This window comes from Pseudoduganella dura (assembly GCF_009727155.1).
In the GTDB taxonomy this organism is placed as follows: Bacteria; Pseudomonadota; Gammaproteobacteria; order Burkholderiales; family Burkholderiaceae_D; genus Rugamonas; species Rugamonas dura.
Genome location: NZ_WNWM01000002.1, coordinates 6,666,987 through 6,693,978, shown reverse-complemented (window position 1 = coordinate 6,693,978; position 26,992 = coordinate 6,666,987). Strand labels below are relative to the sequence as shown.

General features: G+C 68.3%; 23 protein-coding genes. 17 read left to right on the top strand and 6 right to left on the bottom strand.

The features are described from left to right. Nucleotides 1–432: 432 nt before the first annotated feature. Together GJV26_RS28865 and dcd are read left to right on the top strand one after the other, a co-directional pair. Nucleotides 433–1,272, top strand: a complete 840-nt coding sequence (locus GJV26_RS28865; RefSeq protein ID WP_155711996.1) for an alpha/beta fold hydrolase — start codon at nt 433–435, stop codon at nt 1,270–1,272. 96 nt (nt 1,273–1,368) lie between these two features. Continuing rightward, nucleotides 1,369–1,935, top strand: a complete 567-nt coding sequence (gene dcd / locus GJV26_RS28860) for a dCTP deaminase (protein ID WP_155711995.1) — start codon at nt 1,369–1,371, stop codon at nt 1,933–1,935. A 77-nt stretch (nt 1,936–2,012) separates the two neighbouring features. Here dcd and GJV26_RS28855 read toward each other — a convergent pair whose 3' ends face one another. Together GJV26_RS28855 and GJV26_RS28850 are read right to left on the bottom strand one after the other, a co-directional pair. Beyond that, nucleotides 2,013–3,557, bottom strand: coding sequence for a HAMP domain-containing sensor histidine kinase (locus GJV26_RS28855; protein WP_189441782.1), 1,545 nt, complete (start codon nt 3,555–3,557; stop codon nt 2,013–2,015). 1 nt (nt 3,558) lies between these two features. After that, the gene (locus tag GJV26_RS28850; protein ID WP_173346361.1) at nt 3,559–4,248 is read right to left on the bottom strand and encodes a response regulator transcription factor; all 690 of its coding nucleotides are present in this window, start codon (nt 4,246–4,248) and stop codon (nt 3,559–3,561) included. Between the two features lie 198 nt (nt 4,249–4,446). Here GJV26_RS28850 and GJV26_RS28845 point away from each other — a divergent pair, with 198 nt between their 5' ends. The 11 genes from GJV26_RS28845 (at nt 4,447) to GJV26_RS28795 (ending at nt 15,230) form a co-directional block, all read left to right on the top strand. Beyond that, nucleotides 4,447–5,082: a Spy/CpxP family protein refolding chaperone gene (locus tag GJV26_RS28845; RefSeq protein ID WP_155711993.1), complete on the top strand. Its 636-nt coding sequence runs from the start codon at nt 4,447–4,449 to the stop codon at nt 5,080–5,082. A 19-nt stretch (nt 5,083–5,101) separates the two neighbouring features. Beyond that, nucleotides 5,102–5,767 (top strand): hypothetical protein, encoded by a 666-nt coding sequence (locus tag GJV26_RS28840; RefSeq protein ID WP_155711992.1) that lies wholly within the window; start codon nt 5,102–5,104, stop codon nt 5,765–5,767. Between the two features lie 64 nt (nt 5,768–5,831). Beyond that, complete coding sequence (locus GJV26_RS28835) at nt 5,832–6,728, top strand: intradiol ring-cleavage dioxygenase (RefSeq protein WP_155711991.1); 897 nt, start codon at nt 5,832–5,834, stop codon at nt 6,726–6,728. A gap of 189 nt (nt 6,729–6,917) precedes the next feature. After that, a complete protein-coding gene (locus tag GJV26_RS28830) occupies nt 6,918–7,571 on the top strand; it encodes a hypothetical protein (RefSeq protein ID WP_155711990.1) in 654 nt (217 codons plus the stop codon). Nucleotides 7,572–7,590: 19 nt separating this feature from the next. Continuing rightward, nucleotides 7,591–8,343, top strand: coding sequence for a hypothetical protein (locus GJV26_RS28825; protein WP_155711989.1), 753 nt, complete (start codon nt 7,591–7,593; stop codon nt 8,341–8,343). Between the two features lie 5 nt (nt 8,344–8,348). Beyond that, entirely contained in the window at nt 8,349–9,638 is a 1,290-nt protein-coding gene (locus tag GJV26_RS28820) for a hypothetical protein (RefSeq protein WP_155711988.1), read from the top strand. 18 nt (nt 9,639–9,656) lie between these two features. Then, the gene (locus GJV26_RS28815; RefSeq protein WP_155711987.1) at nt 9,657–11,867 is read left to right on the top strand and encodes a hypothetical protein; all 2,211 of its coding nucleotides are present in this window, start codon (nt 9,657–9,659) and stop codon (nt 11,865–11,867) included. Nucleotides 11,868–11,876: 9 nt separating this feature from the next. Continuing rightward, nucleotides 11,877–12,959, top strand: a complete 1,083-nt coding sequence (locus GJV26_RS28810) for an aminotransferase class I/II-fold pyridoxal phosphate-dependent enzyme (RefSeq protein WP_189441780.1) — start codon at nt 11,877–11,879, stop codon at nt 12,957–12,959. After that, nucleotides 12,956–13,876 (top strand): GIY-YIG nuclease family protein, encoded by a 921-nt coding sequence (locus GJV26_RS28805; protein WP_155711986.1) that lies wholly within the window; start codon nt 12,956–12,958, stop codon nt 13,874–13,876. The genes GJV26_RS28810 and GJV26_RS28805 overlap by 4 nt, the downstream gene beginning before the upstream one ends. 16 nt (nt 13,877–13,892) lie before the next feature. Next, a complete protein-coding gene (locus GJV26_RS28800; protein ID WP_155711985.1) occupies nt 13,893–14,480 on the top strand; it encodes a hypothetical protein in 588 nt (195 codons plus the stop codon). Between the two features lie 18 nt (nt 14,481–14,498). Beyond that, a complete protein-coding gene (locus GJV26_RS28795; protein ID WP_155711984.1) occupies nt 14,499–15,230 on the top strand; it encodes an amidohydrolase family protein in 732 nt (243 codons plus the stop codon). A 288-nt stretch (nt 15,231–15,518) separates the two neighbouring features. Here the strand turns inward: GJV26_RS28795 and GJV26_RS28790 are convergent, their stop codons facing one another. The 4 genes from GJV26_RS28790 to GJV26_RS28775 form a co-directional block, all read right to left on the bottom strand. Continuing rightward, nucleotides 15,519–16,886 carry a sigma-54-dependent transcriptional regulator gene (locus tag GJV26_RS28790; RefSeq protein ID WP_155711983.1) on the bottom strand — a complete coding sequence of 456 codons (1,368 nt, stop codon included), beginning with the start codon at nt 16,884–16,886 and terminating at the stop codon, nt 15,519–15,521. 191 nt (nt 16,887–17,077) lie between these two features. Then, the gene (locus tag GJV26_RS28785; RefSeq protein WP_155711982.1) at nt 17,078–19,333 is read right to left on the bottom strand and encodes an arginine/lysine/ornithine decarboxylase; all 2,256 of its coding nucleotides are present in this window, start codon (nt 19,331–19,333) and stop codon (nt 17,078–17,080) included. Between the two features lie 194 nt (nt 19,334–19,527). Next, nucleotides 19,528–20,010 (bottom strand): dihydrofolate reductase, encoded by a 483-nt coding sequence (locus GJV26_RS28780; RefSeq protein ID WP_155711981.1) that lies wholly within the window; start codon nt 20,008–20,010, stop codon nt 19,528–19,530. A 112-nt stretch (nt 20,011–20,122) separates the two neighbouring features. Further along, nucleotides 20,123–20,569 (bottom strand): MarR family winged helix-turn-helix transcriptional regulator, encoded by a 447-nt coding sequence (locus GJV26_RS28775; RefSeq protein WP_155711980.1) that lies wholly within the window; start codon nt 20,567–20,569, stop codon nt 20,123–20,125. 201 nt (nt 20,570–20,770) lie between these two features. Between GJV26_RS28775 and GJV26_RS28770 the strand changes: the two genes are divergently transcribed. The 4 genes from GJV26_RS28770 (at nt 20,771) to GJV26_RS28755 (ending at nt 26,936) form a co-directional block, all read left to right on the top strand. Further along, nucleotides 20,771–22,570 carry a tannase/feruloyl esterase family alpha/beta hydrolase gene (locus tag GJV26_RS28770; RefSeq protein ID WP_155711979.1) on the top strand — a complete coding sequence of 600 codons (1,800 nt, stop codon included), beginning with the start codon at nt 20,771–20,773 and terminating at the stop codon, nt 22,568–22,570. Nucleotides 22,571–22,710: 140 nt separating this feature from the next. Beyond that, nucleotides 22,711–23,544 carry a p-hydroxycinnamoyl CoA hydratase/lyase gene (locus tag GJV26_RS28765; protein WP_155711978.1) on the top strand — a complete coding sequence of 278 codons (834 nt, stop codon included), beginning with the start codon at nt 22,711–22,713 and terminating at the stop codon, nt 23,542–23,544. 83 nt (nt 23,545–23,627) lie between these two features. Next, nucleotides 23,628–25,073 (top strand): aldehyde dehydrogenase, encoded by a 1,446-nt coding sequence (locus GJV26_RS28760; RefSeq protein ID WP_155711977.1) that lies wholly within the window; start codon nt 23,628–23,630, stop codon nt 25,071–25,073. A gap of 9 nt (nt 25,074–25,082) precedes the next feature. Further along, nucleotides 25,083–26,936 carry a feruloyl-CoA synthase gene (locus tag GJV26_RS28755; protein ID WP_155711976.1) on the top strand — a complete coding sequence of 618 codons (1,854 nt, stop codon included), beginning with the start codon at nt 25,083–25,085 and terminating at the stop codon, nt 26,934–26,936. The last annotated feature ends 56 nt before the right edge of the window (nt 26,937–26,992 follow it).

The window sequence follows — 26,992 nt, the reverse complement described above, 5'->3', positions numbered from 1 at the left end:
GAATCCCGCATGGTGCAACGCAGTTCGCTCCACGCTGCCTGGAGGTGCGTCGGAAAATACCTGGTGGTAGGCACCTCGCCATGGGCGGCAACATACTGCGGGCACTTGCGCGGGCTCCACGCGCGTGCCTGCCGAGGTCCCTGCGCGCGATGTCGTCCGCCGCATGGACCGTTGATCGATCGTGGCCCGTGCGCGGTCGTCCGCAAGGTGCGGCGAACCTGCCGGACCGTTCGATCAGGGTCGATAGTACGGACAAAGATTGGTCCGGATGTCCGAAAAGCGTCGTGTAATTGTCTCGCGCACGCCGCCATCCCGATACATCCGCCGACCGTTATTTCTCCTGTGTTAAGATTATTAAAATAATGCAATCTTAAGTTTCGCCCGCTACTTTCCCCACGCCCGCAATTCCAGGCGCTCCCAGCGCCGCCTACAATGAAACCGATCCTCCACTTCGCCCACGCCAACAGCTACCCCGCCGGGACCTACCGCCAGCTCTTCGAGCAGCTCGACAAGGATTTCGACGTCCAGGCGCTCGACATGCATGCCCACAATCCGGCCTATCCCGTGCAGGACGGCTGGCAAAAATTGGTGGACGAGCTGGTCGCCGAGCTCACGGCGCGCTACCGCGGGGAGCCGGTGATCCTGGTCGGCCATTCGCTGGGCGGCATGCTGAGCCTGATGGCGGCGGCGCAGCGCCCCGAGCTGGCGCGCTGCGTGGTGCTGCTCGATTCGCCGGTGCTGGCGGGCTGGCGCGCGTTCGCATGGCGGCTGGTCAAGCGCTTCAGCGCCGAGGACCGTTATTCGCCGTCGCGCCTGTCGATGCGGCGCCGTAACGTGTGGCCGGGCGAGGCCGACGCGCTGCGCCACTTCGCCAGCAAGGAGCTGTTCGCGGCGTGGGCGCCCGGCGTGCTGCAGGATTACCTGCACGCGGGCCTCGCCCCTCATCCTGAAGGGGTGCAGCTGCGCTTTTCGCGCGAAGCGGAAACGGCCGTGTACCGCACATTGCCGCACCATATCGGCCACCTGGTCGCAGGCGAGTTCCCGGTACCGGTGGGCTACCTGGCCGGCCGTATCTCGATCGAGAACCGCCAGGCGGGCCTGACGGCCACGAAAGCCCTGGTGGGCCGCAACTTCCGGCTGATGCCGGGCGGCCACCTGTTCCCGATGGAATTCCCGGTGCTCACGGCGCAGGCGGTGCGCGACATGGTGTGCGACCTGATCGGCGGCGAGCTGGCGCTGTGCGAGACGGCGCAACGGTTGCAAACTGCATAATCCGCTGCAAAACTTTTCAGTGACCGGGCCGATCGCGTAAAATCGCTGCCACGCGGCGGCGCCGCACCACCCACCAACAGAATTGAAGCCTTTGCGATGACGATTAAAAGCGATAAATGGATACGCCGGATGGCCGAATCGACCGGAATGATCGAGCCCTTCGAGCCGGGGCAGGTCCGCTCAGTGGATGGCCGCAAGGTGATCTCGTTCGGCACCTCGTCGTACGGCTACGATATCCGCTGCGCGGACGAGTTCAAGGTCTTCACCAACATCAACAGCACGATCGTCGACCCGAAGAACTTCGATTCGAACTCGTTCGTGGACATCAAGAGCGATGTCTGCATCATTCCGCCGAATTCGTTCGCGCTGGCGCGCACGATCGAGTACTTCCGCATTCCGCGCAACGTGCTCACCGTCTGCCTCGGCAAGTCCACGTATGCGCGCTGCGGCATCATCGTCAACGTCACGCCGTTCGAGCCGGAATGGGAAGGCTACGTGACGCTGGAGTTCTCGAACACCACGCCGCTGCCGGCCAAGATCTACGCCGGCGAAGGCTGCGCGCAGGTGCTGTTTTTCGAGAGCGACGAAGTATGCGAAACCTCATACAAGGACCGCAACGGCAAGTACCAGGGCCAGCGCGGCGTCACGCTGCCGAAGGCGTAACCGCCCGGGAAGCGTTGAATCCGCAATGAACAATGGCGCCGACGGCGCCATTGTTCATCCACCACCGCATTTGCCGCTCACACCAGCGGCACCGCGATCTCCACGCACAGCCCGCCGCCATCGCGATTGACCGCGCCGATCGTGCCGCCGTGCTGCTGCACCACCTGCCGGGCGATCGCCAGCCCCAGGCCATGCCCCTCCACATCCTTTTCGGTGCCGCTGCTGCGGAAGAACGGCTCGAAGATCGTCTTCAGGTCCTGCTCGGCCACACCGGGCCCGCGGTCGAGCACCCGCACATGCAGCGTGCCTTCCTGCGCCAGGCTTTCCACGACGATGGTCTCGCCCTCGGGGCTGTGCTTGATCGCGTTGCGCACCACGTTCTCGATCGCGCGGGCGAGCAGGTCGGGCTGGCCGAGCAGCACCACGTCCGCGGTGCCGCGCGCCGTCACGGTCCGGCCCTGCGCGGCCGCCTCGAACTGCGCATCGCCGACGATCCCGTGCAGCAGTTCGGCCACATCGATTTCCTCGCGCGAGCCGGACAGGGCGCCGGCCTCGAGGCGCGACAATGTGAGCAGCTCATCGACGAGCTTGTCCATGCGCACGCTCTCGCGCTCGATGCGCTCGAACGAGGACGCCATCCGTGCCGGGTTCTGGTGCGCCAGGCCGATGGCGGCCTGCAGCCGCGCCAGCGGCGAGCGCAACTCGTGCGAGACATCGTGCAGCAGGCGGCGCTGGCCATCCATCAGGCTGCGCAGCCGTGCCGTCATGCGGTCGAAGTCGCGTCCCAGGTCGGTCAATTCGTCGCCGCGGCCGGCGGCGGCATCGGCGAAGCGCGGCGCGAGGTCGCCCTGCGACGCGGCCTCGAAGGCTTGCCGCAGTGAGCGGATCGGGCGGGAAAAATACCAGGCCAGCAGGGCGGCGAACAGCAGGCTGGCCGCCAGGGCGGCGGCCAGCGGAATGAACGGTGTCAGGGGCTGGAAGCGGCCGCGCGGGCCGTCGGGCCCCATCGGGCCCGGGCCGGGATCGAACCGGAACACCGGGTTGCCGCCGGGTGCGCCGTCGCCGGGCCGGGGCGCCGCGCCGTAGGAGCCAGAGCCGGGAACACTGCCGGCCTGCGGCCCGGGGCCGCGCTGCGGGCCCGTGTTCGGCATCATGTCCGGCATCGGCATGCCGGCGCCGGCCAGCAGCGGGCGTGCATCGTTCGGGTTCATGGCGGCGATGCGGTCCTGCGCGGGCAGGAACAGCAGGTAATGCCGGCCGTTCGGCAGCGTCATGCGGCGCACCACGCGGGTGTCGCCCTTCTCGAGCACCGCGCGCGCCGCCGCCACGTGCACCGGGTTGACGATGCGGCCCAGCATTTCCTTTCCCAGGTCGTCCACGGCGAATACGCGGTGGCGGTCCATGTTCTCCAGCAACCGGGTCAGCGCCTGCGGCCCGCCGAACTCCAGCGTAGCGGCGGCCGATTCGATCGCCATCGCGGCGGGCGGGCTGACATCGATGGCGGGGCGCTTGTCCTGTTCGGCGGCACGGTTCTTCAGCCAGAGGGCGCCGCCGATACCCACCGTGGCCGCCACCTGCGCCAGCAGGATCGACAGGAAGAACTTCCAGAACAGGCGGCCCACGTCAATCCTTGATCAGCTGATAACCCATGCGGTAGACGGTCTGCAGGCACGAGCGCCCGTCGGCCAGCGTGCCCAGCTTGTGGCGCAGGCTGGACAGGTGGACGTCGATATTGCGGTCGAAGCGCGCCATCGGCCGCCCCAGCCCCTGTTCGGACAGGATATTCTTGCTGACCGGCTTGCCCGCGTTCCGCGCCAGCACTTCGAGCAGGTTGAATTCGGTGCTGGTCAGTTCCAGCGTGGCGCCGCTCCAGGTGGCGCGGCGCTGTTCCGGCCACATCGTCAGCTGGCCGACCACGAGGGGGGCCGATGCCAGCTGGTCCAGCGGCGTGCCGGCGGTGCGGCGCAGGATCGCGCGGATGCGCGCCGTCAGCTCGCGCGGCGTGCACGGCTTGGTCACGTAATCGTCCGCGCCAAGTTCCAGGCCGACGATGCGGTCGGTGTCGTCGCCGCGGGCCGTCAGCATCAGGATCGGCATCCGGCTGGCAGCGCGGATGCGGCGCAGCGTTTCCAGGCCGTTCATGCGGGGCATCATCACGTCCAGGATCGCGATCGCGTACTGGCCCGTCAGCGCGGCGGCGGTGCCGGCTTCGCCGTCGTGCGCCGTTTTCACTTCGAAGCCCTCCTGCTCCAGGTATTCCTGGAACATGGAGACCAGTTCGACATCGTCGTCTATCAGCAAAACCTTGTTCATCATGCCATTTTCATTGTACGAATCCAGCCATCATAGCAAAGCGCTCCCGTGCCCGGCGCCGTTTTACCCGCTTTTACAGCCGCGGTCTTTACACCGTTTTACCTGCCTCTAACCGCCCTTTACACAGGGCGGCAACAGAATGGCGGCTCCACAGTACAAGAATGGCCGATCACGAATGGCCGACTACAAGGACCGCTGATGAACAATACAAAACAAGACCTGCAACGACTCCTGCTCGCCGCCGTGCTGGCCCTGCCGCTGGCGGCGATGGCGGACATCGCCGGCGACGAAGCGCCCGGCGCACCCGGCCGCAAGCCCGATGCCGGCCCGCGCGCCGACGAACGCCGCGGCCCGGCGCAGCAGGCCGGTGACGAGCGCGATGGCCCGCGTGGCGGCGGTCCCGGCCGCGGTCCCGGTTTCGGCCCCGGCCCCGGCTTCGACGGCGTGCCGCCGTACCTGCGCGGCATCGACCTGACCGAAGCGCAACAGGACAAGATCTTCTCCATCGTGCACGGCCAGATCCCGTACCTGCGCGAGCAGGACAAGGCACGCGACAAGGCCGACCGCGCCCTGTTCGAACTGCATCGCGCTGCGAAATACGACGATGGCGCCGCCGTCAGGCTGGCGCAGGCGGCCGCGCAGGCCGATGCCAATATCACGCTGTCGCACCTGCGCACCGAACAGAAAGTGCTGGGCGTGCTGACCGCCGGGCAGCGCAAGTCGCTCGAGGAGCGCAGGAGCGGCCGTCCGCCTCGCGGCGAGCCGGGCCGCGAACCAGATCGCGAACCAGGTCGCGAACCGGGCCGCGAACCGTCACCCGCCACCGTCCAGTAACCGAACCGGAGCCACCATCATGACGATCAACTCCCTGACCGCCGGCGCGGCCAGCCAGCTGTCCTATGCCAGCCGCCTGTCCGGCACGTCGTCGACGACGGCCACTCGCCAGAGCAGCCAGATGCCGCCACCGCCGCCCGGCGACGGAGGCGGGCTGCTCGGCGCGATCGCCGACGCGCTGAAATCCGTCGGCATCGGCGGTACCGATGACACCGGTTCGACATCGGCCAGCTCGGGTACGAGCACGAGCACAAGCGAGTCCAGCGAAACCGGTACCGACAGCGAGGCGCAGGCGCTCGGCAGCTTCCTCGAGAACCTGATGGGCGCGCTGCATGCGCAGAACAGCGGCAGCACGGACAGTGCGGCGCAATATGGCGAGCCGCCGCAGGGCGGGCCCGACCTCGGCGGCGGGCCCGGCAAGCTGGCATCGGACCTGCAAAGCCTGATCTCGTCGCTGGAGGATGGTACTGGCGGCACGGAAAGCGCCGCCAGTACCGACAGCGTCGCCGGCACCGAGGCCTCCGACAGCACGGCCGCGCTGCAGAGCTCATTCAAGAGCCTGCTCACGGCGCTTGGCGGAGACGGCAGCGATGCCTCGTCGAAGTTGTCCAGCTTCCTGCAGACGCTGTCGTCCAGGCTGCCGTCGGCCGGCAGCGCCGGCAACCTGATCAATACCACCGCCTGAGTATCGCTGGATCAGCGACACGGCAAGCGTCACACAACAGCAACGAGACCACTAGGAGCAAGCCATGGCACATCACGGGCACAGCCTGGAAGAAGACCTGCAGACGATGCTGAACACCACCACCGGCCGGCGCCGGTCGCTGCGCTGGCTGCTGGCCAGCGCGGCATCGCTGCCCATCCTGGGATGCGGCGGGTCTTCCGATACCTCAGCCAGCACGACCACCGGCACGACCACGACCGGCACCACCACGACCGGCACGACGGGCACCACCACCGGCACCACCACCGGCACGACCACCACCACGACATCGGGAAGCTGCTCGGTGATCCCGGAAGAAACCGGCGGCCCATACCCGGCCGACGGCACCAACAGCAACAGCAGCGGCGTGGTCAACGTGCTCACGCAGAGCGGCGTGGTGCGCAGCGACATCCGCAGCAGCTTCGGCAGCATGAGCGGCACCGCGGCCGGCGTGCCGCTGACGATCAAGCTGCACATCGTGAACGCCAACAACAGCTGCGCATCGGCCAACGCGTTCGCCGTGTACCTGTGGCACTGCGACCGCGACGGCAACTACTCGCTGTATTCGAGCGGCGTGACCAACCAGAACTATCTGCGCGGCGTGCAGGAGACGGATGCCAACGGGGACGTGACGTTCACCACGATCTTCCCGGCCTGCTATTCGGGCCGCATGCCGCACGTGCACTTCGAGGTGTATTCCAGCCTGGCCAAGGCATCGAGCGCGTCGAACCGCATCAAGACGTCGCAGTTCGCGTTCCCGCTAGCCGCCTGCAACGAGGTGTATGCCACCTCCGGCTACAGCGCCAGCGTGCGCAACCTCGCGCAGATCAGCTTCGCGACCGACAACGTCTTCAGCGACGGCTATTCGCTGCAGCTTGCCACGGTGACGGGCAACGTCACCGACGGCTACGTGGCCACGCTGACGGTCGCGGTCATCGCCTGATGACCTGACGGGCCAAAGGCCCGGCACCCCTTCCGGCGAACATCGCTTCGCCGCTTTCGCCCCGCGTATCCCGCGGGGCGAACCGCTTTTCGCCGCCACCCGGCATCCTTCCCCGCAAAACTCCTGGCACGCCGCTTGCACTTACCCGTGTACGTGCGGCACGGGGCCGCACCCCTCGCGGAGACCACCATGGAACAAGCCCGTCCTCCCGCCGATCGCCGGCTGCTCGATTTCAGGCCGGAACTGGAATTGCCGGCCGCAGGCGAGACCGCGGCGCCGTGGCGCGAGCGCATTGCCGACCGCATTGCCGGAAACGAATACGGCGAAATGGATTTCGCCGCCCGGCTGCTGGAGGCGCGCAGCGCGGACGAACTGGCGCCGGTGCTGGCCGACCTGGTGGGGCCCGCCGCCGATGCGCACCAGCGGGCGCTGCGCGAACCGGTCCTGCGCGTGCTGCACCGCGCGGCGCGGATGATCTTTCCGCTGAACGCGACGCGCGCGCCGGCCGACCTGAAACGCAAGGCGTCCGGCGTGTTCGGGCTGGAACTGGAGGGGCTTTCCCCCGAAGACAAGGAATTCGAACTGGCGCGGCACTTCGTGCGGCTGGCCGCCGACGCGGCGCAGACGGCGCTGGCGCGTGCCGGGCAGTCGCCCCTGGAGCAGGGCGGGCAGGCCGCGAACCGGGCAGCAAGCCAGGCAGCGCAGCGCGCGCTGATGCAGGCGGCGCGCCGCAACGCGCCCGGGCTGTTGCGGCAGCGCGCGGCGGGGCCGCAGGCCGTGCCGCGCATCCAGACCATCGATTTGCAGGCGGGGCGGCATGACCGTTCCGGATTTGATGTTTGACTTTCAACGGGAGCTAATCATGCATGACCTCGATCGCACGACCCTGGAATTCGGCCAGGAATTTGGCGGTGGCAGCGGCTACGAAATGGAACAGTACGAATTCGGCCAGGGCGAATGGACCGGCGAAGGCGGCGGCCTGCTGTCCGAGGCCGACGAAATGGAGCTGGCCAACGAGCTACTGTCGGTCTCCAACGAGCAGGAGCTGGACCAGTTCCTCGGCAGCTTCCTGAAAAAGGCCGCGTCGGTGGCCGGCAACATCATCAAGTCGCCGGTCGGCCAGGCGGTCGGCGGCGTGCTCAAGGGCGTGGCGAAGAAGGCGCTGCCGCTGGCCGGCGGCGCGATCGGCGGCTACTTCGGCGGTCCGCTGGGCGCCAAGATCGGCAGCGGGCTGGCATCGGCGGCCGGCGGCGCGCTGGGGCTGGAAGCGGAAGGCGAAATGTCCGGCGAGGACCGTGAATTCGAAGGCGCCAAGACCTTCGTGAAGATCGCGGCGGATACCGTCAACCGCGCCGCCCAGGCGAAAGGCGGCGACCCGCGCCAGATCGCCCAGGCGGCCGCCACCGCCGCGGCGAAGCAGTTCGCGCCCGGCCTGCTGAGCCAGGGCCAAGGGCAAGGCCAGGGGCAGGGGCAGGGCCGGGGCGGGCAGGGCATGGGGGGCGCCCAGGGGGGCCAGTCTTCCGGCCAGAACCGCGGTGGCGGCTACGGCGGGCGGGGCGCCAGCAGCGGGCGCTGGATGCGCCAGGGCCGCAAGATCGTGCTGTACGGCGTGTGACGGCCATGGCCATCGGTACCTATGCGGCGTGGATGCTGGCGCAGGAGGCGCGCTCGCTGCTGAACCGTGTCGACCGCATGCAGCCGTTCGTGCTGATCGAGCCGATGGTGCCGGCGGCCGCGCTGCCCGCGGCGGCGCAGGCGGCGATCGAACGGCACCTCACGCTGGGGCGGCGCGAGCTGCGCGCGATGGTGCGGCGCTTCCTGGGCTGGCTGAAAAGCCCCGCGGCAAACCGGGTATCGGTGGCGGACGCGCAGCGGCGCTTCACCTTCCTGCGCCTGAAATTCAATGCCGCGCTGACGCAGTTCGACCTGTTCATCGATGTCGTCACGCAGCGCAGCGAGCATGGCAACGGCATCTGGCTGGCGGGGCTCGACGCGGTATCGCGCGACGCGCTGCAACTGCCGGGCGGCTACTTCGACAGTCCGCCGCTGGTGTGCTACCTGGACCGCGGCCCGGGCGCGGCGATCCGGCGGGCGCGCACGCGGCTGCCCGGCGGCGGCGAGAACCCGGTCGCGATCATCCGCGTGCCGCGCGAACGGATGATCGGCAGCAGCATCGCCTCGTCGCTGGTGCACGAGGTGGGGCACCAGGGCGCAGCGCTGCTGGATCTGGTCGGTTCGCTGCGGCCGGTGCTGCAGGCGCTGCAGCATGGCGGCAGCGGCCCGGCCGTCGTCTGGCAGCTGTGGGAGCGCTGGATCTCCGAGGTGGTGGCCGATTTCTGGTCGCTGGCGCGGGTGGGCGTGGTTGCCACGCTGGGGCTGATCGGCGTGCTGTCGCTGCCGCGCGTGTTCGTATTCCGGCTCAACGGCGACGACCCGCACCCGGTGCCGTGGCTGCGCGTGAAGCTCAGTTGCGCGCTGGGGCGGCTGCTGTATCCGCATCCGCAGTGGACGCGCATCGAACGGCTGTGGGACAGCTTCTATCCGCTCGACGGCCTGGCGGCGCGCGACCGGCTGCTGCTGGAACAGCTGACGGCCAGCCTGCCCGCGATGGCGGGGCTGCTGGCCCAGCACCGGCCGCGCGCGCTGCGCGGCGCCTCGCTGGCGGAAGCGATGGCGGTGGGGGGCCGCCAGCCGGCGCGGTTGGCGCGGCTCTACCGCTGGTGGCACGCGGCGCCGCAGCGCATGTACGACAGCGCGCCTTCGCTGGTACTGGCAGTGATCGGCCAGGCCCGCGCGGATGGCCTGCTGGCACCGGAAGACGAGAGCGTGCTGCTGGCGCGCCTGCTCACGCACTGGGCGATGCGGGGCGCGCTCGAGAACGGCGCAACGGCGCGGACGACAGGTGAATGACCTTTCTAGGAGAGCGACATGAGTACGAGGAAAATGGCGAGAGGGGCCCCTGCCGCGGTGACCGCCGTGACGGTGGTGGCGGTGGTGGAAGGCAGCGGCGCGATCGAGGTGCGCGTAATGGACGAGGTGACCGGCCGGCCGCTGGTGGGCGCCACGCTGCGGCTGTTCCGTGCGCGGGACCTCGATGCGGGCGTGTTCCGCAGCTGGACCGTCGATGACTGGAACAACTGGCGGCCGGAGGATCACGAGGCGTTGATCGACGAACGGACCGGGCCGGAAGGCATCGTCACGTTCGAGGGGCTGGAGCCCGACGTGTATTTCGCGCTGTACGATCACGTGACGCCGGCCGACGGCCCCAACGTCTACCGCTACGTCGGCGGCCTGGTGGGCGCCGAACAGGTATTGAAACTGGCGATCCGGCTGCCGATCGGACCCCAGGTCACGTTCGACTTCGAATCCCCGGGCGCGGCGCAGCGCACCAAGGATGCGATCGTGGGCAACCACGCCATCGCCACCGTGACCTTCCAGGGCAGCGGCAGCGCCGTCAGCGACCGCGTGGGGCTCGAGGCGGACGGCACGTGGCAGCCGGAGTCCGGCGGCGCCTATGCCGCCGGCCTGCTGATCCGCAAGCCGGGCCGGTACCAGTTCACGGGCCGGCTCGTGTTCGCCCGGCGCGCCGGCCTGATCACCGGCACGCCGCACAGGGTGGGGGCGAACATTCCGAATGGCGCCATGCTGGCCGTGAACGGCGAATTCAATGCCGAGGAACGGCCGGCGCAGCCGATCTCCGGCAACATCGGCGTGTCGCTGTCGCGCACCGAAACGGAAGCCACGCCGGACCTGGCGCTGTGGACGCTGATCCGCAACAGCACCGAGGCGCTGGGCTTCAACAACTACATGGATTTCCTCGACCAGCTGTTCTGCGTGCCGCCCGCCGACGCGGCCGGAGCGCCGTTCGAGCGCTCGCGCTTCGGCAAGAAGGCCTCGGTTTTCCAGTCGCTGAAGACGCGCCGCGCGCTGCCGTTCACCGATTCCGAAGCCTACCGCGTGCTCAAGGCCGCCACCGAGGCCTTCGTGATGGTGAACTGCGGCGTGTTCCGCGAGCCGTATGCCTTCGATCCGGTCAACGACAACGCCTACCTCGACCGGCGCGACATTCCGTCGGCCGGCAACCTGCGCGACACGCTTATCGAGGATTACCTGGAGTCGGTGGGCGGCACCGAGATGCTGCCTTACCTCGCCGTGATCCGCCGCAAGCTGCCGGACGTGCCGATCATCGTGCCGAGCACGACCCATTGCGAGGAAGCCGAGCTGTGCTTCGGCATCATCCAGGACCGGCTGTCGAACCCCTGCCTGATCGAACTGATCTGGAGCTACTGGCAGGAAGAAGGCATGCTGGTGCAGACGATGAACGTGATCACGCAGCGCTTCCAGAACCTGCGCTCGCCGCTGGCCACCGACCCGCTGGCCAACACCGAGATCGACATGCTGCGGCCGCTGAACAACCTGTTGTGGGGATACACGCAGGACGAACAGCACCGGCTCACGGTGGTGCGGCGCAATTACGAGTACGACCACCATTACGGTATCCGGCTGGACGGGAAGGCGGTGCGCAACATGCGGCCGGCCGACAGCCGTTCGAAGTTCCTCGAAGCGTTCCACCACCTGCTCCGGCTCCTCACGTCGTTCTACCGGCAGGACGACGACACCACCGTGAAGGCCGATGCGTTCCCGATCCTCAATGCGCTGAAGGAAGTGCACCTGATCCTGTCGCAGGGCGCGCACAACCAGTACGGCGACCTGCCGTCGACGGCGCGGATCGAGATGCTGATGCAGCAATGGCTGCTGGCGCGGCCCGAGTTCCGCGAGTTCCTGCCCACGCGCGTGATGGTGGCCTACCCGGAACCGTGGATGGACCGGGTGGACGCGATGAAGAAGCTGCAGATGTGGAGCGACACGAGCGTGATGCACTTCCGGAACCTGGCGATCTTCGGCGAGCAGCTGCTGCTGTCGATCCGCTTCGGCCACTGGAGCGATGTGTACGAGGCCACGCAGGCGTTCAACTGGGCGCGTTTCTGGCGGCCGCAGGCGCAGGGCTATATCCACGCCTACCGCGCCGCCACCGGGGTCGACCTGTCGATCGATGCGGCCAATCCGGCCGAGGAAGCCACGCTGCCTTCGGTCCTGCTGCGGCAGCGCCTGGCGCAGCAGCAGCGCACGGCCGTGTGAGCACCGGGGGTGGGCGCGGACGCGGCGGCGGATTTCACCAGCGCGCTGTACCTGGGCCTGCGGCACGGGCGCGCCGCGCTGGACGACTGGCCGGCGCTCACGCTGGGCAAACCGGCGGCTCTGGCAGAAGTACCGGGCGCCCGCGCGGTGGCGCGCGACCTGGCGCGACTGCAGGGCTGCGCGGCAGCGACGCTGTTGCCCTCCACGCTGCACCTGTTCTGGGACCTGTTCGGCGTGCTGGCACGACAGCAGCTCGATGAGCGGGCCGATGCGCGGGGCCGGCGGCGCTACATGGTGCTGGTGGACGGCGCCGCCTACCCGGTGGCGCGCTGGGGAGCCGAGCGCGCGGCCGGCCTGGGCCTGCCGTTGCGTGCGTTCCGCAGCGGCGCCTTGCCCGAGCTCGAGCGGCTGGCGCTGCTGGCACGCGGGCTGGGCCGCCGGCCGCTGATCCTGGCGGACGGCTACTGCCCGGGCGGCGCCGGCCCGCCGCCGCTGGCGCGCTATGCGGCGCTGGCGGCGCGCGAAGGCGGGCTGCTGCTGCTGGACGATACGCAAGCGCTCGGCGTGCTGGGCCGGCAGGGCGGCGGTTCGGTCGTCGCGCACGGCCTGGCCGGAGCGCCGGTGCTGGTGGGCGCCTCGCTGGCAAAGGGCTTCGGCGTGCCGCTGGCGGTACTGGCCGGCGACGCGGCCATCGTGCAGCGCTTCGAAGCCTTCAGCGACACGCGGTTGCACGCGAGCCCGCCGCCGGTGGCCACGGTGCTGGCGGCACGGCATGCGCTGCAGCTGAACGCGGCATGCGGCGATGCGTTGCGCCACGCCTTGCGGTGCCGGATCGCGGAGTTCCGCGCCGCGCTGGCGGCGCGGGGTATTGCCTGCGAGGGCGGCGGTTTCCCGGTGCAGGCGGTTCGGCTGCCGCGCCGGATCGACCTGGCGGCGGCGCTCGCGGGCCTGCGGCGCGACGGGGTGATGGCGGTACCGCAGTGCAGGGACGGCGCATCGCTGCTGACGTTCCTGCTGCGCGCGGACCACACGAGGGCGGACATCGCACGGGCGGCCAACGCCGTGCGGCATCACGTGAAGGAGCTGGCATGAACGAGGAACGAATGAACGACGAGTTCGAGGCGCTGCCGTTCGCGGCGGGCGGGTCGGAAGCCGAAGCGGGGACTGCCGCTGAGTGGACCAATGAGTGGGCCAACGAGTGGGCCAACGAGTGGCAGGGCGAGGACGAAGGCGAATCCGAGGAAGAGCGCGGCCGCATGTCGATGGGCGGCAGGGGCGGCATGGGCAGGGGCGGCCCGCGGCCGGTCTACCGGGCAGGTGCCAGGCCGGGCCGCGGGCCGGTGGCGCGGCCTTCGCGGCCGCAGGGCAAGCCCCGGCCGCCCCAGGCGCCCTGGCCCGGTCCTCGGCCGGGGCGCTGGCCGCGTGGCCCTTACTGGGGGCCGTTCTACGGCGGCTGGCCGGGCGGCGTGATGGTCAGCGAACCGATGGGGTATCTATTGCCGGCGCCTGCCGCGGAACCGGCTGCCGAACCCGACGACAGGCCGGCGCCGCCCATCGAAACGATCGACCTGCCCGCCGCGGACGGCGGCGATGCCGGCGGCCCGCAGGAAGAAATGCCGGCGACGCTGCGTGCCGTGATCGGGTCGCTGGCGACCGCCGCGCCCGCGTTCCGGTACGTGGGGCGCCTGGATAACGTGCGCAACCTGGGGCTGCCGCGCAAGCCCGGCTTCTACCTGATCACGTTCAGGAAGGGCAACGCGTGGAAAGCCTACAACGGCCAGACCGGCAACCTGCACGAGCGGCTGGTCAAGCACCGGCTGGGAGCGACGGTACTCGGGTTGCCGGTGGCGGGGCACCATGTCTACATCGCCGAAAGCGGCCGGCCCGAGCCGGCGCGCCGCAACATCGAAATGGCGATCAACCGGGCGATGCTGCAAAACCACCCGGGTGTGCTGACGAACCAGAACGCGGAGCTGGAAATGGAAATGGAATTGCTTGGATGGGATTGAACACGAGGAGATCGACATGAACGCATCACAATGCAGTTGCGGCACCTGCGGCCGGTGCCGCTCGCAGGCAACGTTCGAGGTACTGCCGCTCGGTGCCACCTTCAATGCCGAATTCGGCGGCCCGGGCGAGCTCGAAGGGCCGTTTTCGGAGGTCGAGGAAATGGAACTGGCGATGGAACTGCTGTCCGTCGCCAGCGAGGAAGAGCTGGACCAGTTCCTCGGCGGGCTGTTCAAGAAAGCGTGGAAAGGCATCAAGAAAGTCGGCTCGGTGGTCGGCAAGGTGGTCAAGCCGCTGGGCGGCGTGCTGAAGGGGATCGCCAAGACGGCGCTGCCGTTCGTCGGCGGCGCGCTCGGTTCGATGATTCCGATTCCCGGCGTCGGCACGATGATCGGCAAGGCGGCAGGCTCGGCGCTGGCCAAGGCGCTCGAAATGGAAGCGGAAGGCATGGACCCGGAGCAGGCCGAGTTCGAGATGGCGCGCCGCTTCGTGCGCATCGCGGGCAGCGCCGCGCAACACGCCGCCGATGGCGACGGGAGCCCGGCCGCCGTGCGCGATGCGCTGCTGGCGGCGATGCGGCAGCACGTGCCGTCGGCGCGCGTGTAGCGGTGCGGGCGGCGCGCCATGATCATCGACAGCCACTGCCATGCCGGCCCCGGCGACGGCCTGACGGGGCCGTGGGACAGCGACCTGGCGCTGGCGCGGTACGGGCGCCGTGCCGCGGCGGCCGGCATCGACCGCACGGTGCTGCTGGCCGCGTTCCACTCGGACTACGCGCGCGCCAACGCCGCCGTCGCCGAACTCGTGGCGGCCCAGCCGGAACGGTACTACGGCCTGGCGTTCGTGCACGCGGCCCGCGACCGGGGCCGCATCGGCGCGATGGTGCGCACGGCGGTCGAACGCCATGGCTTCGTCGGCATCAAGGTGCACCGGCACGATGCGCCGATCAGCGGCGAGATCTGCGATGCCGCGCGCACCTTCGGCCTGCCCGTGCTGTACGACCCGATGGGCGACGTGCACGTGGCCGAACTGCTGGCCACGCAATACCCGGACGTCGACTTCATCCTGCCGCACCTGGGCAGCTTCGCCGACGAGTGGTCGTCGCAGCTGGCGCTGATCGACCATCTGGCGCGGCACCCGAACATCTACACGGACACATCCGGCATCCGGCGCTTCGACCTGCTGTGCGAAGCCGTGCGGCGCGCCGGCCCGCACAAGGTGCTGTTCGGCTCGGACGGACCGTGGCTGCACCCGGGGCTGGAACTCCACAAGGTGCGGCTGCTGGGGTTGAACAAGGACGACGAGGCGCTGATCACCGGGCTGAACTTCCTGCGGCTGATCGGGCAGGGCGGCTGACCGGCGCTACGGCTTCTGGTGTCGGACACCTTTTCCAAGGGAAAAGGATGTCGGACACCGGTTTTCGCCAACGTTTTACCGACGCCGGTGCTGAAAACCGGTGTCCGGAGAGGGGCATGCCTGCATGACCCGCTACGCAGGCAAGGAGCATGCTCCTTGAAGCTGCGGTCCTGCAGGACCGCATCGTTCCGCAGCCCTGGAGCATGCTCCAGGAAACCGCCGCTTCACCCCCTGCTTCGCCACCGAAAAGCCGATGTCCGACACCAGGCAATTTCCAACGGGCGCGTCTCAGTGCCGGCTGTCCGGCTCCCCATCCCTTGCCGCCTTGCGCCGGATCTGCAGCGCCCGGTCCGTCACGCCCAGCCGCTGGGCGGCGCGCTGGTTGTTGTCGCCTTCCTGCTCGAGCGCGAGCCGGATGGCGGTGTCGGTGGCGGCCTGGCCGATGCGCGCCAGCGACATTCCGCGGTCGACGGCGTGGCGGATGGCGTCGCGGAACGGCGCGTCCGGCCAGGCGGGGGCGTGGTGCAGGCGTTCGTCCGGCGGCACGTCGCCGATCGTGATGGGGCCGGGACCGGTGTGCCGGTACCAGATACGCGCCACGGTCTGGCGCAGGTCGCGCACATTGCCCTTGTAGTCGCGCGTCAGCAGGTAGTCGCGCACCGCCCCGTCCAGCTGGCATCCCTGGCCCCGCGGGTCCAGCTGGCGCAGGAAATGGTCGACCAGCGGCAGGATGTCCGCCTGGCGTTCGCGCAGCGGCGGTGGACGGCAGCGCCACGCGGCGATGCGGTAGTACAGGTCGGCACGGAACGCGCCGGTGGCGATATCGGCTTCCAGGTCGCGGTTGGTGGCGCACACGAGCCTGAACCTGCTGGGCTGCCAGATGTTGCTGCCGACCCGCTTGTACTTTCCTTCCTGGATCACGCGCAGCAGCTGCGCCTGCAACGGCAACGGCAGTTCGCCGACCTCGTCCAGGAACAGGATGCCGCCGTCGGCCAGCGCGAAGGCGCCGTCGCGCGCACTGATGGCGCCGGTGAACGCGCCCCGTTCATGGCCGAACAGTTCGGAGCCGGCGAGCTCGGGCGACAGCGTGGTGCAATCGAGCACGGTCAATTCGCCGGGCGCACCCGACAATTTGTGGATCAGCTGGGCGATCAGGTCCTTGCCGGTCCCCGTCTCGCCGGTGATCAGCACGGGAGACTGCGTGAACGCCGCCACTTCGACGACGCCCTGTACGAGCGCCCGCCACGGCGCGCTGCCGCCCACGAGGCAGCCCCGCACGGCATTCGAAGCCATCAGCTTCTGCAGCGCATCCCACCGTTGCAGGCGGGCCGCGATCTGTTGCGCGCACAGTTCGGCCGACGTCCACGCCAGCAGGTCGGTGGCGCCGGCGTCGAGCAGCGCCCACATCGCGTCCGGCGGCAGGGACTCGGGCGTGCAATCGACGGCCAGCACGGCGGCACTGCGCCCGATGTCCTGGATAGTCTGCAGCAGCGCGCCATCGCACGCACCGCAGAGCACGACACCGAAGCCTGCCGCGCCGCCCGCTTTCGCGCCGTCGCCAACCGCCACCCCGCTGCTGCCGAGCGCCGCGCGCAGTGCCGTGGCGGCCTTCGCGGCGCCCGGTCCCAGTGCCTGCATCCAGATCGACAACGCCATGGCTACCTCGTGCGTGAAGACCGTAGCCGCCTGCAACCGTAGCGGCGCATGGGTCAATATAGCAGCGCTGGCAGGAGGCGGGTTTAACTAAAAAAGACCTTTACAGCAAACTGTCGGTCGTCATGCGACTCGCTTGCGACCATGAAAAAAGCGGCCGCAAGGGCCGCTTTTTTGTCCTGGTGGACAGGGTTTTACTGCTTCACGCAATCGACGAAGTAATCGCGCTTGCCGTTGACCTCGCGCTTGACCAGCCCGTGCACGTCCGTCTCGAAGCCGGGGAAGCGTTCGTTGAAGTCGCGTGCGAAGCGCAGGTAATCGACGATCGTGCGGTTGAACTGTTCGCCCGGGATCAGCAGCGGAATGCCCGGCGGGTAAGGCGTCAGCAGGATCGACGTGATGCGGCCTTCCAGTTCGTCGATCGCCACGCGCTCGATCTCGCGGTGCGCCATCTTGGCGAACGCGTCGGACGGCTTCATCGCCGGCACCATGCTCGACGTGTACATCTCCGTCGTCAGGCGCGCCACGTCGTAGGCCTTGTAGAAATCGTGGATCTGCTGGCACAGGTCGCGCAGGCCCATCTGCTCGTAGCGCGGGTTGTTCGCCGAGAACTCCGGCAGGATGCGCCACAGCGGCGCATTCTTGTCGTAGTCGTCCTTGAACTGCTGCAGCGCGGTCAGCAGCGTGTTCCAGCGGCCCTTCGTGATGCCGATCGTGAACATGATGAAGAACGAGTACAGTCCGCATTTTTCCACGATCACGCCGTGCTCGGCGAGGTACTTCGTCACGATCGATGCGGGAATGCCGCTGTCGGCGAACTGACCCTGCAGCGACAGGCCCGGGTTGACGATCGTGGCCTTGATCGGGTCGAGCATGTTGAAGCCCGGCGCCAGCTTGCCGAAACCGTGCCACTCCTCGCTTTCTTCCTTGAAGATCCAGTCTTCCTGCGTGCCGATGCCTTCCTCGGCGAACGTGTCCGGTCCCCATACCTTGAACCACCAGTCGGCGCCCCATTCCTCGTCGATCTTCTTCATCGCGCGGCGGAAGTCCAGCGCCTCCAGGATCGATTCCTCGACCAGCGCCGTGCCGCCCGGCGCTTCCATCATCGCCGCGGCCACGTCGCACGAGGCGATGATCGAGTACTGCGGCGAGGTGGACGTGTGCATCAGGTACGCCTCGTTGAACATGTCCTTGTCCAGTTTGACGGTCTCGGAATCGCGCACCAGTACCTGGGAAGCCTGCGACAGGCCCGCCAGCAGCTTGTGGGTGGACTGCGTGGAGAAGATCAGCGATTCCTTGGCGCGCGGGCGGTCCTTGCCGATCGCGTGCATGTTCTTGTAGAAGTCGTGGAACGTGGCGTGCGGCAGCCAGGCTTCGTCGAAGTGCAGCGTGTCGATTTTACCGTCCAGCATTTCGCGCAGCACCTCGACGTTGTACACGACGCCGTCGTACGTCGACTGGGTGATCGTCAGGATGCGGGGCTTCTTGTTCTTGGCCTCGCGGGCGAACGGGTTGTTGTCGATCTTGCGCTGGATCGATTCCATCGTGAACTCTTCCAGCGGGATCGGGCCGATGATGCCCAGGTGATTCCGGGTCGGCATCAGGAACACGGGGATCGCGCCGCACATGATGATCGAGTGCAGGATCGACTTGTGGCAGTTGCGGTCGACCACCACGATGTCGCCCGGCGCCACGGTCGAGTGCCAGACCATCTTGTTCGACGTCGACGTGCCGTTGGTGACGAAGTAGCAGTGGTCGGCATTGTAGATGCGCGCCGCGTTGCGTTCGGAGGCGGCGACCGGGCCGGTGTGGTCCAGCAGCTGGCCCAGTTCCTCGACGGCGTTGCACACGTCGGCGCGCAGCATGTTCTCGCCGAAGAACTGGTGGAACATCTGGCCGATCGGCGATTTCAGGAATGCCACGCCGCCGGAGTGGCCGGGGCAGTGCCAGGAATACGAGCCGTCGTTGGCGTAATGCACCAGCGCGCGGAAGAACGGCGGCGACAGGCCGTCCAGGTAGCTCTTGGCTTCGCGGATGATGTGGCGGGCCACGAATTCCGGCGTATCCTCGAACATGTGGATGAAGCCGTGCAGTTCGCGCAGGATGTCGTTCGGGATGTGGCGCGAGGTGCGGGTCTCGCCGTACAGGTAGATCGGAATGTCGGCATTCTTGTAGCGGATCTCCTCGACGAACGCGCGCAGCGATTTCAATGCGTGATCGGTCTCTTCGCGCGAACCGCCGCCGAATTCCTCGTCGTCGATCGACAGCACGAAGGCCGACGCGCGCGACTGCTGCTGGGCGAACTGCGACAGGTCGCCATAGCTGGTCACACCCAGCACTTCCATGCCTTCCTTCTCCATCGCCGCGGCCAGCGCGCGAATGCCCAGGCCGGAAGAATTTTCAGAACGGAAGTCCTCGTCGATGATGACGATGGGGAAACGAAATTTCATTGTGACTCCAAAAAGAAGAACGCCCGGGTCTCATGTGACCAGGGCGGGCTGGGTGCAAAAAACAAGTCTGAAAAATCAGGTCCGCGATTTTCGCAGAATTCGCACCGCTCAGGTATAAAAATTATCACCGAACCGCCCCGGCAGCGGCGCCACCGTGGGGCGCCCGGACCTGGAAGAGGTGAGTGCGGTGCGCATCAGCCGTGGCGGCGGTAGATGACGACGTCGAACGCCATCCCGTTTGCCGACAGGTGCCGGGTGCGTTCGACCTCGCGCCACGTGGCCGGGTCGACCGGTGCGAAGAACGTGTCGCATTCGAACTCCCCGTCGATCTCGGTCACGATCAGCTGGTCGGCCACGGCCAGCGCCGTGTCGAACACCTGGGCACCGCCGATGATGAACGCCGGCGCGTCGCCCGCCAGGGCGACCGCTTCCTCCAGCGAATGCACGGCCTCGACCCCATCGCGCCGCCACGCGGCGTCGCGTGTGATCACGATGCTGCGCCGGTTGGGCAGCGGGCGGCCGATCGAATCGAAGGTCTTGCGGCCCATGATGATCGGGTGGCCGGTCGTCAGGCGCTTGAAGTGGGCCAGGTCTTCCGGCAGGTGCCACGGCAGCGTGTTGCGCACGCCGATGCCGCGCTGGCGGTCGATGGCGACGATGATGGAAAGTTGCGTCATTGGATTCGTTCTGGAAAAGCGCGGTGGAAAAGCCCGGTGCAGGAGCACGATGCAAGAGCGCGATTATCCGTGATTTTTGCTTCAGCCGTGTGACGCGCGGCGGCCGCGACGGTCATCCTTCGCTCAGCGCGCGCACCGCGCCCCGCAAGGCGGCCTGCAGCGCCGTGCGCTGCGGCGTGTCCAGGTCCGGGAACATCTGCGCCTCCACCTTCACCACTTCCGCATCGCAGCGTTGCATGACCGCGTGGCCGGCGACCGTCAGGCTGATCTGGATGATCCGGCCGTGCGAAGGATCCGGGCGCCGCTCGATCCAGCCCTGCGCCTCCATCGTCTTCACCATTTCGTTGGCCGACTGGGGCGACACCATCGTGCGTTCGGCGAGCTGCGCGTTCGACAGCGAACCCTGGGCGCGGAACACCGACAGGGCGGTGTACTGGGGCACGCTGAGGCCAAGCGGCGCGAGGCTGTCGCGCAGGCGGCGGCTGAGCACGTGATCGAGGCGGCCCACGAGGTAGGCCAGGCCGGACGGGCGGCCCGGCATGTCGTTCTGTAATGGCATGTCGAGGTTGATAGTGGAACTGCCGGTATTGTAAGTGCTGCCGGCGCGATGGCGGGATACGTCGTGCAGGACGGTACGCGGGACGGCACGCACGGCTTCCAGGTGTTGTAACGAACGCTTGTCACGGCACAGTCTCTGGAGTTACCATGAAGTCAATATCAGGAAACCTGATATTGAATTCAACAATAACCGGAGACGTTCATGCAGACATCAACCTTCCGCCCGGCGCTGGCGGTGCTGGCGCTCGCCGCCACGCTGCCGGCATGCGGCGGCAGCGGCACCGCGAATACCTCGCCCACTACCCCGGCAACTTCGACCGCCGGTACCTTGCCCCGCCTGGCCGCGGCCAGCGGCGCGGCCCTCGCCAGCTGTACCGACCTCGCCGCGAAGGCGGCGTTCGCCAATACCACGATCACTTCCGCCACGCTGGCACCGGCCGGCAGCGTGACGCAGACGCTGAACGGCGTGGCCACGCCGATGCCCGAACATTGCGTGGTGCTCGGCAAGATGAACGAGCGCACCGGCGTGGACGGCCGGCCCTATGCGATCGGTTTCGAGATGCGCCTGCCGCGCGACTGGAACGGCCGTTTCTTCTACCAGGCCAACGGCGGCAACGACGGCAGCACCACGGGCGGCAACGCCGCCTTCGGCAACCTGCCGGGTGGCGGCCCGGTCAGCAATGCGCTGCTGCAGGGCTACGCCGTCATCAGCTCGGATGCCGGCCACGTGCCCGACGCCACGCGCGGCGGCGCAATCGCCGGCCAGGTGTACGGGCTCGATCCGCAGGCACGTCTCGACTATGGCTACAACGCGGTCGGCCAGCTGACGCCGATGGCGAAGAACCTGATCAAGGCCGCCTACGGCAAGGCGCCGGACCGCTCGTACATCGTGGGTTGCTCGAACGGCGGGCGGCACGGGCTGGTGGCCGCCAGCCGCTTCGGCGACCAGTACGACGGCGTGCTGGCCGGCGCGCCGGGCTACAACCTGCCGCGGGCGGCGGTCGCGCAGATGTGGGATGCGCAGGCGCTGGCCACTGCCGCGCCGAAAGCCGCCGACGGCCGCCCGAATATCGGCGCCGGGTTCTCCGACCCCGACCTGCGGCTGGTGGCCAATAAAATCCTCGAGCGCTGCGACGCGCTCGACGGCCTGGCCGACGGCATCGTGTCGGACACGCCGCGCTGCCAGGCCGCGTTCTCGCTGGAGAAGGATGTGCCCATCTGCGCCGGCACGCCGGACGGCACGTGCCTGACGGCCACGCAGAAGGCCGCGCTGCGGAAGGTGTACGACGGCCCGAAGAACTCGGCGGGCACGGCGCTGTATGCGCGCTGGTCGTGGGACCCGGGCCTGGCCGCACCAGGCTGGCGCGCCTGGAAGCTGGGCAGCGCGACCGCGCCGGGCCTGACCGCCACGCTGGGCGCGCCGTCGATGGCCTTCATTTTCTCCACGCCACCGGCCAATCCTGACGTGCTGACCGGCGGCGGCACCACGCTGCTCGACTACGCGCTGAACTTCAATTTCGATACCGGCGCGGCCGCTATCCACACCGCGACGGGCATCTACAGGGAATCGTCGATGTCGTTCATGACGCCGGCCACGCCGGGACGGCTCGACACGCTGCGCGGCCGCGGCGGCAAGGTGCTCGTGTTCCATGGCGTCAGCGATCCCGTGTTTTCGTTCGACGACACGGTCGACTGGCTGAACGCGCTGAAGGCCAACTACGCCGACGCCCCGTCGTTCGCCCGCGTGTTCGCGGTGCCGGGCATGAACCACTGCAGCGGCGGCCCGGCCACCGACCAGTTCGACATGCTGGGCGCGCTGGTGGACTGGGTGGAAAACGGCGCGCAGCCGGAAGCCATCCGCGCCACGGCCCGGGCGGCCAGCGCCAATCCGGGCCTCGGCACGATCCCCGCCGGCCGCACGCGGCCGCTGTGCAGCTGGCCGAAGGTGGCCACTTATGTCGGCGGCAATGTGGACGACGCCGCCAGCTTCAGTTGCCAGTAATCACCCCGTAAAAAAGCACTTGTCAGGCTGCCTGATTGGGAATAGTATGTTCTACATATCAGGCAGCCTGATATAAACCGATGAATCGATATCGGACGACAGTCGGGCTGCCTGCCGAGGACAACCCAGAGGAGACAAAGATGGCAAATTACGAAGCGCGCTGGCAGACGGTGAAGGTGGACGTGGCGGACGGCATCGGCTGGATCACGCTGAACCGCCCGGAAAAACGCAATGCGATGAGCCCCACGCTGAACCGCGAAATGATCGACGTGCTGGAAACGCTGGAACTTGACGACGATGCCCAGGTGATCGTGCTGACCGGCGCCGGCGAGGCGTGGACCGCCGGCATGGACCTGAAGGAGTACTTCCGCGAGACCGACGGCAAGCCGGAAATCATGCAGGAGCGCATGCGCCGCGACTGCTCCCAGTGGCAATGGAAACTGCTGCGCATGTACAGCAAGGCCACGATCGCCATGGTCAACGGCTGGTGCTTCGGCGGCGCGTTCTCGCCGCTGGTGGCCTGCGACCTGGCCATCGCGGCCGACGAGGCGGTATTCGGCCTGTCCGAGGTGAACTGGGGCATCCCCCCGGGCAACCTGGTCAGCAAGGCCGTGGCGGACACGATGGGTCACCGCCAGGCGCTGCACTACATCATGACCGGCGAGACGTTCACCGGCAAGCAGGCCGCCGCGATGGGCCTGGTCAACCGCAGCGTGCCGAAGGAAGAGCTGCGCGACGCGGTCATCGCGCTGGCCCGGAACCTGCTCGAGAAAAACCCGGTGGTGCTGCGCTATGCGAAGCAGGGCTTCAAGCGCGCCCGCGAACTGACCTGGGAGCAGGGCGAGGATTACCTGTACGCGAAGACCGACCAGTCGAACTACCGCGACCCGGAAAAGGGCCGCAAGGAAGGCCTCAAGCAGTTCCTGGACGACAAGACCATCAAGCCGGGCCTGCAGGCCTACAAGCGCGGCTGATCCGCCTTCGATCCTTCCTATATAGTACGGGCCACAAGAGCGGGAGCCACCCGCCGGCCCACCCGGAACACAGAGGAGACACCATGTTTGACACCGATTTGCTGGTGGACGGATCGCCGTCCGCCGCTTCGAACGGCGCCGTGTTCGAGCGCCGCAATCCCGCCAGTGGCGAAACCGCCACCCGCGCCGCCGCGGCCACCGTGGAGGACGCCCAGCGCGCCGCCGATGCCGCGCAGCGTGCCTTCCCGGCATGGTCGGCGATGCCGCCGGCCCAGCGCCGCGGCCTGTTGCTCAAGGCTGCTGACACGATGGAACAGTACCGCGCCGAGTTCGTGGCGCGCGGCACGCTCGAGGCGGGCGGCAGCCCGATGTGGTACGGGTTCAACGTGACGCTGGCGGCGAACATGCTGCGCGAGGCGGCCGGCATGACCACCCAGATTGCCGGCGAAGTGATTCCATCCGACGTTCCCGGTTCGCTGGCGATGGGCGTGCGCCAGCCGTGCGGCGTGGTGCTTGGCATCGCGCCGTGGAATGCGCCGGTGATCCTGGCCACGCGCGCCGTGGCGATGCCGCTGGCCTGCGGCAACACGGTGATCCTGAAGGCTTCCGAGCAATGTCCGGCGCTGCACCGGCTGATCGGCACCGTGTTCGAGGAAGCGGGCTTCCCGGCCGGCGTCGTCAACGTGATCACCAACGCGCCGCAGGATGCGGCCGCCGTGGTCGAACGGCTGATCGCCCACCCGGCCGTACGCCGCATCAATTTCACGGGCTCCACGCATGTGGGCCGCATCATCGCGCAGCAGGCCGCGAAGCACCTGAAGCCCGTGCTGCTGGAACTGGGCGGCAAGAACCCGGTCGTGGTGCTGGACGATGCCGATATCGATGCCGCAGTGGAAGCGGCCGCGTTCTCGTCGTTCTTCAACCAGGGCCAGATCTGCATGTCCGCCGACCGGATCCTCGTCGACCGGAAGATTGCCCCGGCATTCCTGGAAAAATTCGCCGCCAAGACCGCCGGCCTGAAGGCTGCGCATGCCGACGCGCCGCTTGCCGGCATGGTCGACCCGGCCGCCGCGCAGCGCGTGGAAGCGCTGGTGCGCGACGCGGTGGAACGCGGCGCGACGGTGCTGCCGGCAGTGCCGAGCGCCGACGGCAACCTGCTGCAGCCGGCCATCATCGACGGCGTGACGCCGGACATGGCCGCCTACCGCGAAGAGGCCTTCGGCCCGGTCGTGTCGATCATCCGCTTCGACGGCGACGAGGAAGGAATCCGCCTCGCCAACGACAGCGAATACGGCCTGTCGGCCGCCGTATTCAGCCGCGACATCGGTCGCGCGATGGCCGTGGCGCGCCGTATCGAATCGGGCATCTGCCACATCAACGGGCCCACCGTGCACGACGAGGCGCAAATGCCGTTCGGCGGCGTGAAGGCCAGCGGCTACGGCCGCTTCGGCGGCAGGGCCGCCATCGCCGAATTCACGGACCTGCGCTGGATCACGGTGCAGACCACGCCGCGCCACTACCCGATCTGAGGAGGGCACATGATTGCATCGCAGATGCCGGGACGGTGCCGTCCCGTGGCGATCGGCCGCCCGCAGGTATCCGTCCGCGAGGAAGGCGACGCCTGGTACGTGGACGCCGAAACGCCGCTGGGCGACGTGCCGCGCCGTTTTACCGATTGCCTGGTGCGCGGCGCGCGCGAGTGGCCGGCGCGTACGCTGGTCGCGCGGCGCGGGCCCGACGACGAATGGGTGCGGCTGACCTACGCCGACATGCTCGAGCGCGCCCGCCGGATCGGCCAGGCGCTGCTGGACCGCGGCCTGTCCGCCGAACGGCCGCTGGTGATCCTGTCCGGTAACGACCTGCAGCATTACCAGCTGGCGCTGGGCGCCATGTACGCCGGCGTGCCCTATGTGCCGGTGTCGCCGGCCTATTCGCTGGTGGCCACCGATTTCGGCCGGCTGGACGAACTGGTCGCCCACCTGACGCCCGGCGCCGTGTATGCGTCGGACGGCCGCCTGTTCGGCCGGGCGATCGCGGCGGTGCTGCCGGGCGATGCGGAACTGATCCTCGATGAAGGCGACGTTCCCGGCATCGAGGCCACCCGCCTTGCCGCGCTGCTGGAGACCGTGCCGTCGACGGTCGACGCGGCCAATGCCGCCGTCGGGCCGGACACGATCGCCAAGTTCCTGTTCACGTCCGGTTCGACGAAGAAGCCGAAGGCGGTGATCACCACGCACGGCATGTGGAGCAGCAACCAGCAGATGCTGCTGCAGACGTTTCCCTTCTTCGGCGACGAGCCGCCGGTGCTGGTGGACTGGTTGCCGTGGAATCACACATTCGGCGGCAGCCACAACGTGGGGATCGCGCTGTACAACGGCGGCACGCTGTACCTCGACGACGGCCGCCCCACGCCGAACGATATCGGCCGCACGCTGGCCAACCTGAAGGAAATCGCGCCCACCGTCTACTTCAACATTCCCAAGGGATGGGAGATGCTGACCGACGCGCTGGAAACCGATGCGCAGCTGCGCGACACCTTCTTCTCGCGGGTAAAACTGTTCTTCTGCGCGGGTGCGGGCCTGTCGCAGGCGGCGTGGGACCGGCTCGACGCGATCGCGGTGCGCCATTGCGGCGAATCGATCCGCATCATGACGGGCCTGGGCATGACGGAGACGTCGCCGTCGTGCACGTTCGGCACCGGGCCGATCGTGCGCGCCGGCTACGTGGGCGTGCCGGCGCCCGGCTGCCGGGTCAAGCTGGTGCCGGTCGGCGGCAAGCTCGAAGCGCGCTTCAAGGGGCCGCACGTGATGCCGGGCTACTGGCGCATGCCGGCGCTGACCGCCGAGGCGTTCGACGACGAAGGCTACTACCGCACCGGCGACGCGCTGCGCTTCGCCGACGCATCGCAGCCGGAACTGGGCTTCATGTTCGACGGCCGCATCGCCGAGGATTTCAAGCTGGCCACCGGCACCTTCGTCAGCGTGGGGCCCTTGCGCGCGAAGGTGATCAGCATGGGCGCGCCATATGTGCTCGACGCCGTCGCTACCGGCATCGACCGCAACGCGATCGGGCTGCTGGTGTTCCCGCGGATGGAACACTGCCAGGCGCTGGCGGGGCTGGCGGCCGGGGCGACACCGGCCCAGGTGCTTGCCAGCGCGCCGGTAAGGGAATTCTTTGCCGGCCTGCTGGGACGCCTGAATGCCGAATCCACCGGTTCCTCGACCGCGGTGGCGATGCTGCGGCTGCAGGACGAGCCGCCATCCATCGATCACCGGGAATTGACGGACAAGGGTTCCGTCAACCAGGCGGCGGTGCTGGCTCGGCGCGCGGAGCAGGTGGCAGCGATGTACGACGGCGGTCGTGACGGTGACGGCACCATCCGGGCGCACTGACAACGCGCAGACGACGCATTGACGGCGCACTGACAACCTATAAATGGAGGAGACAC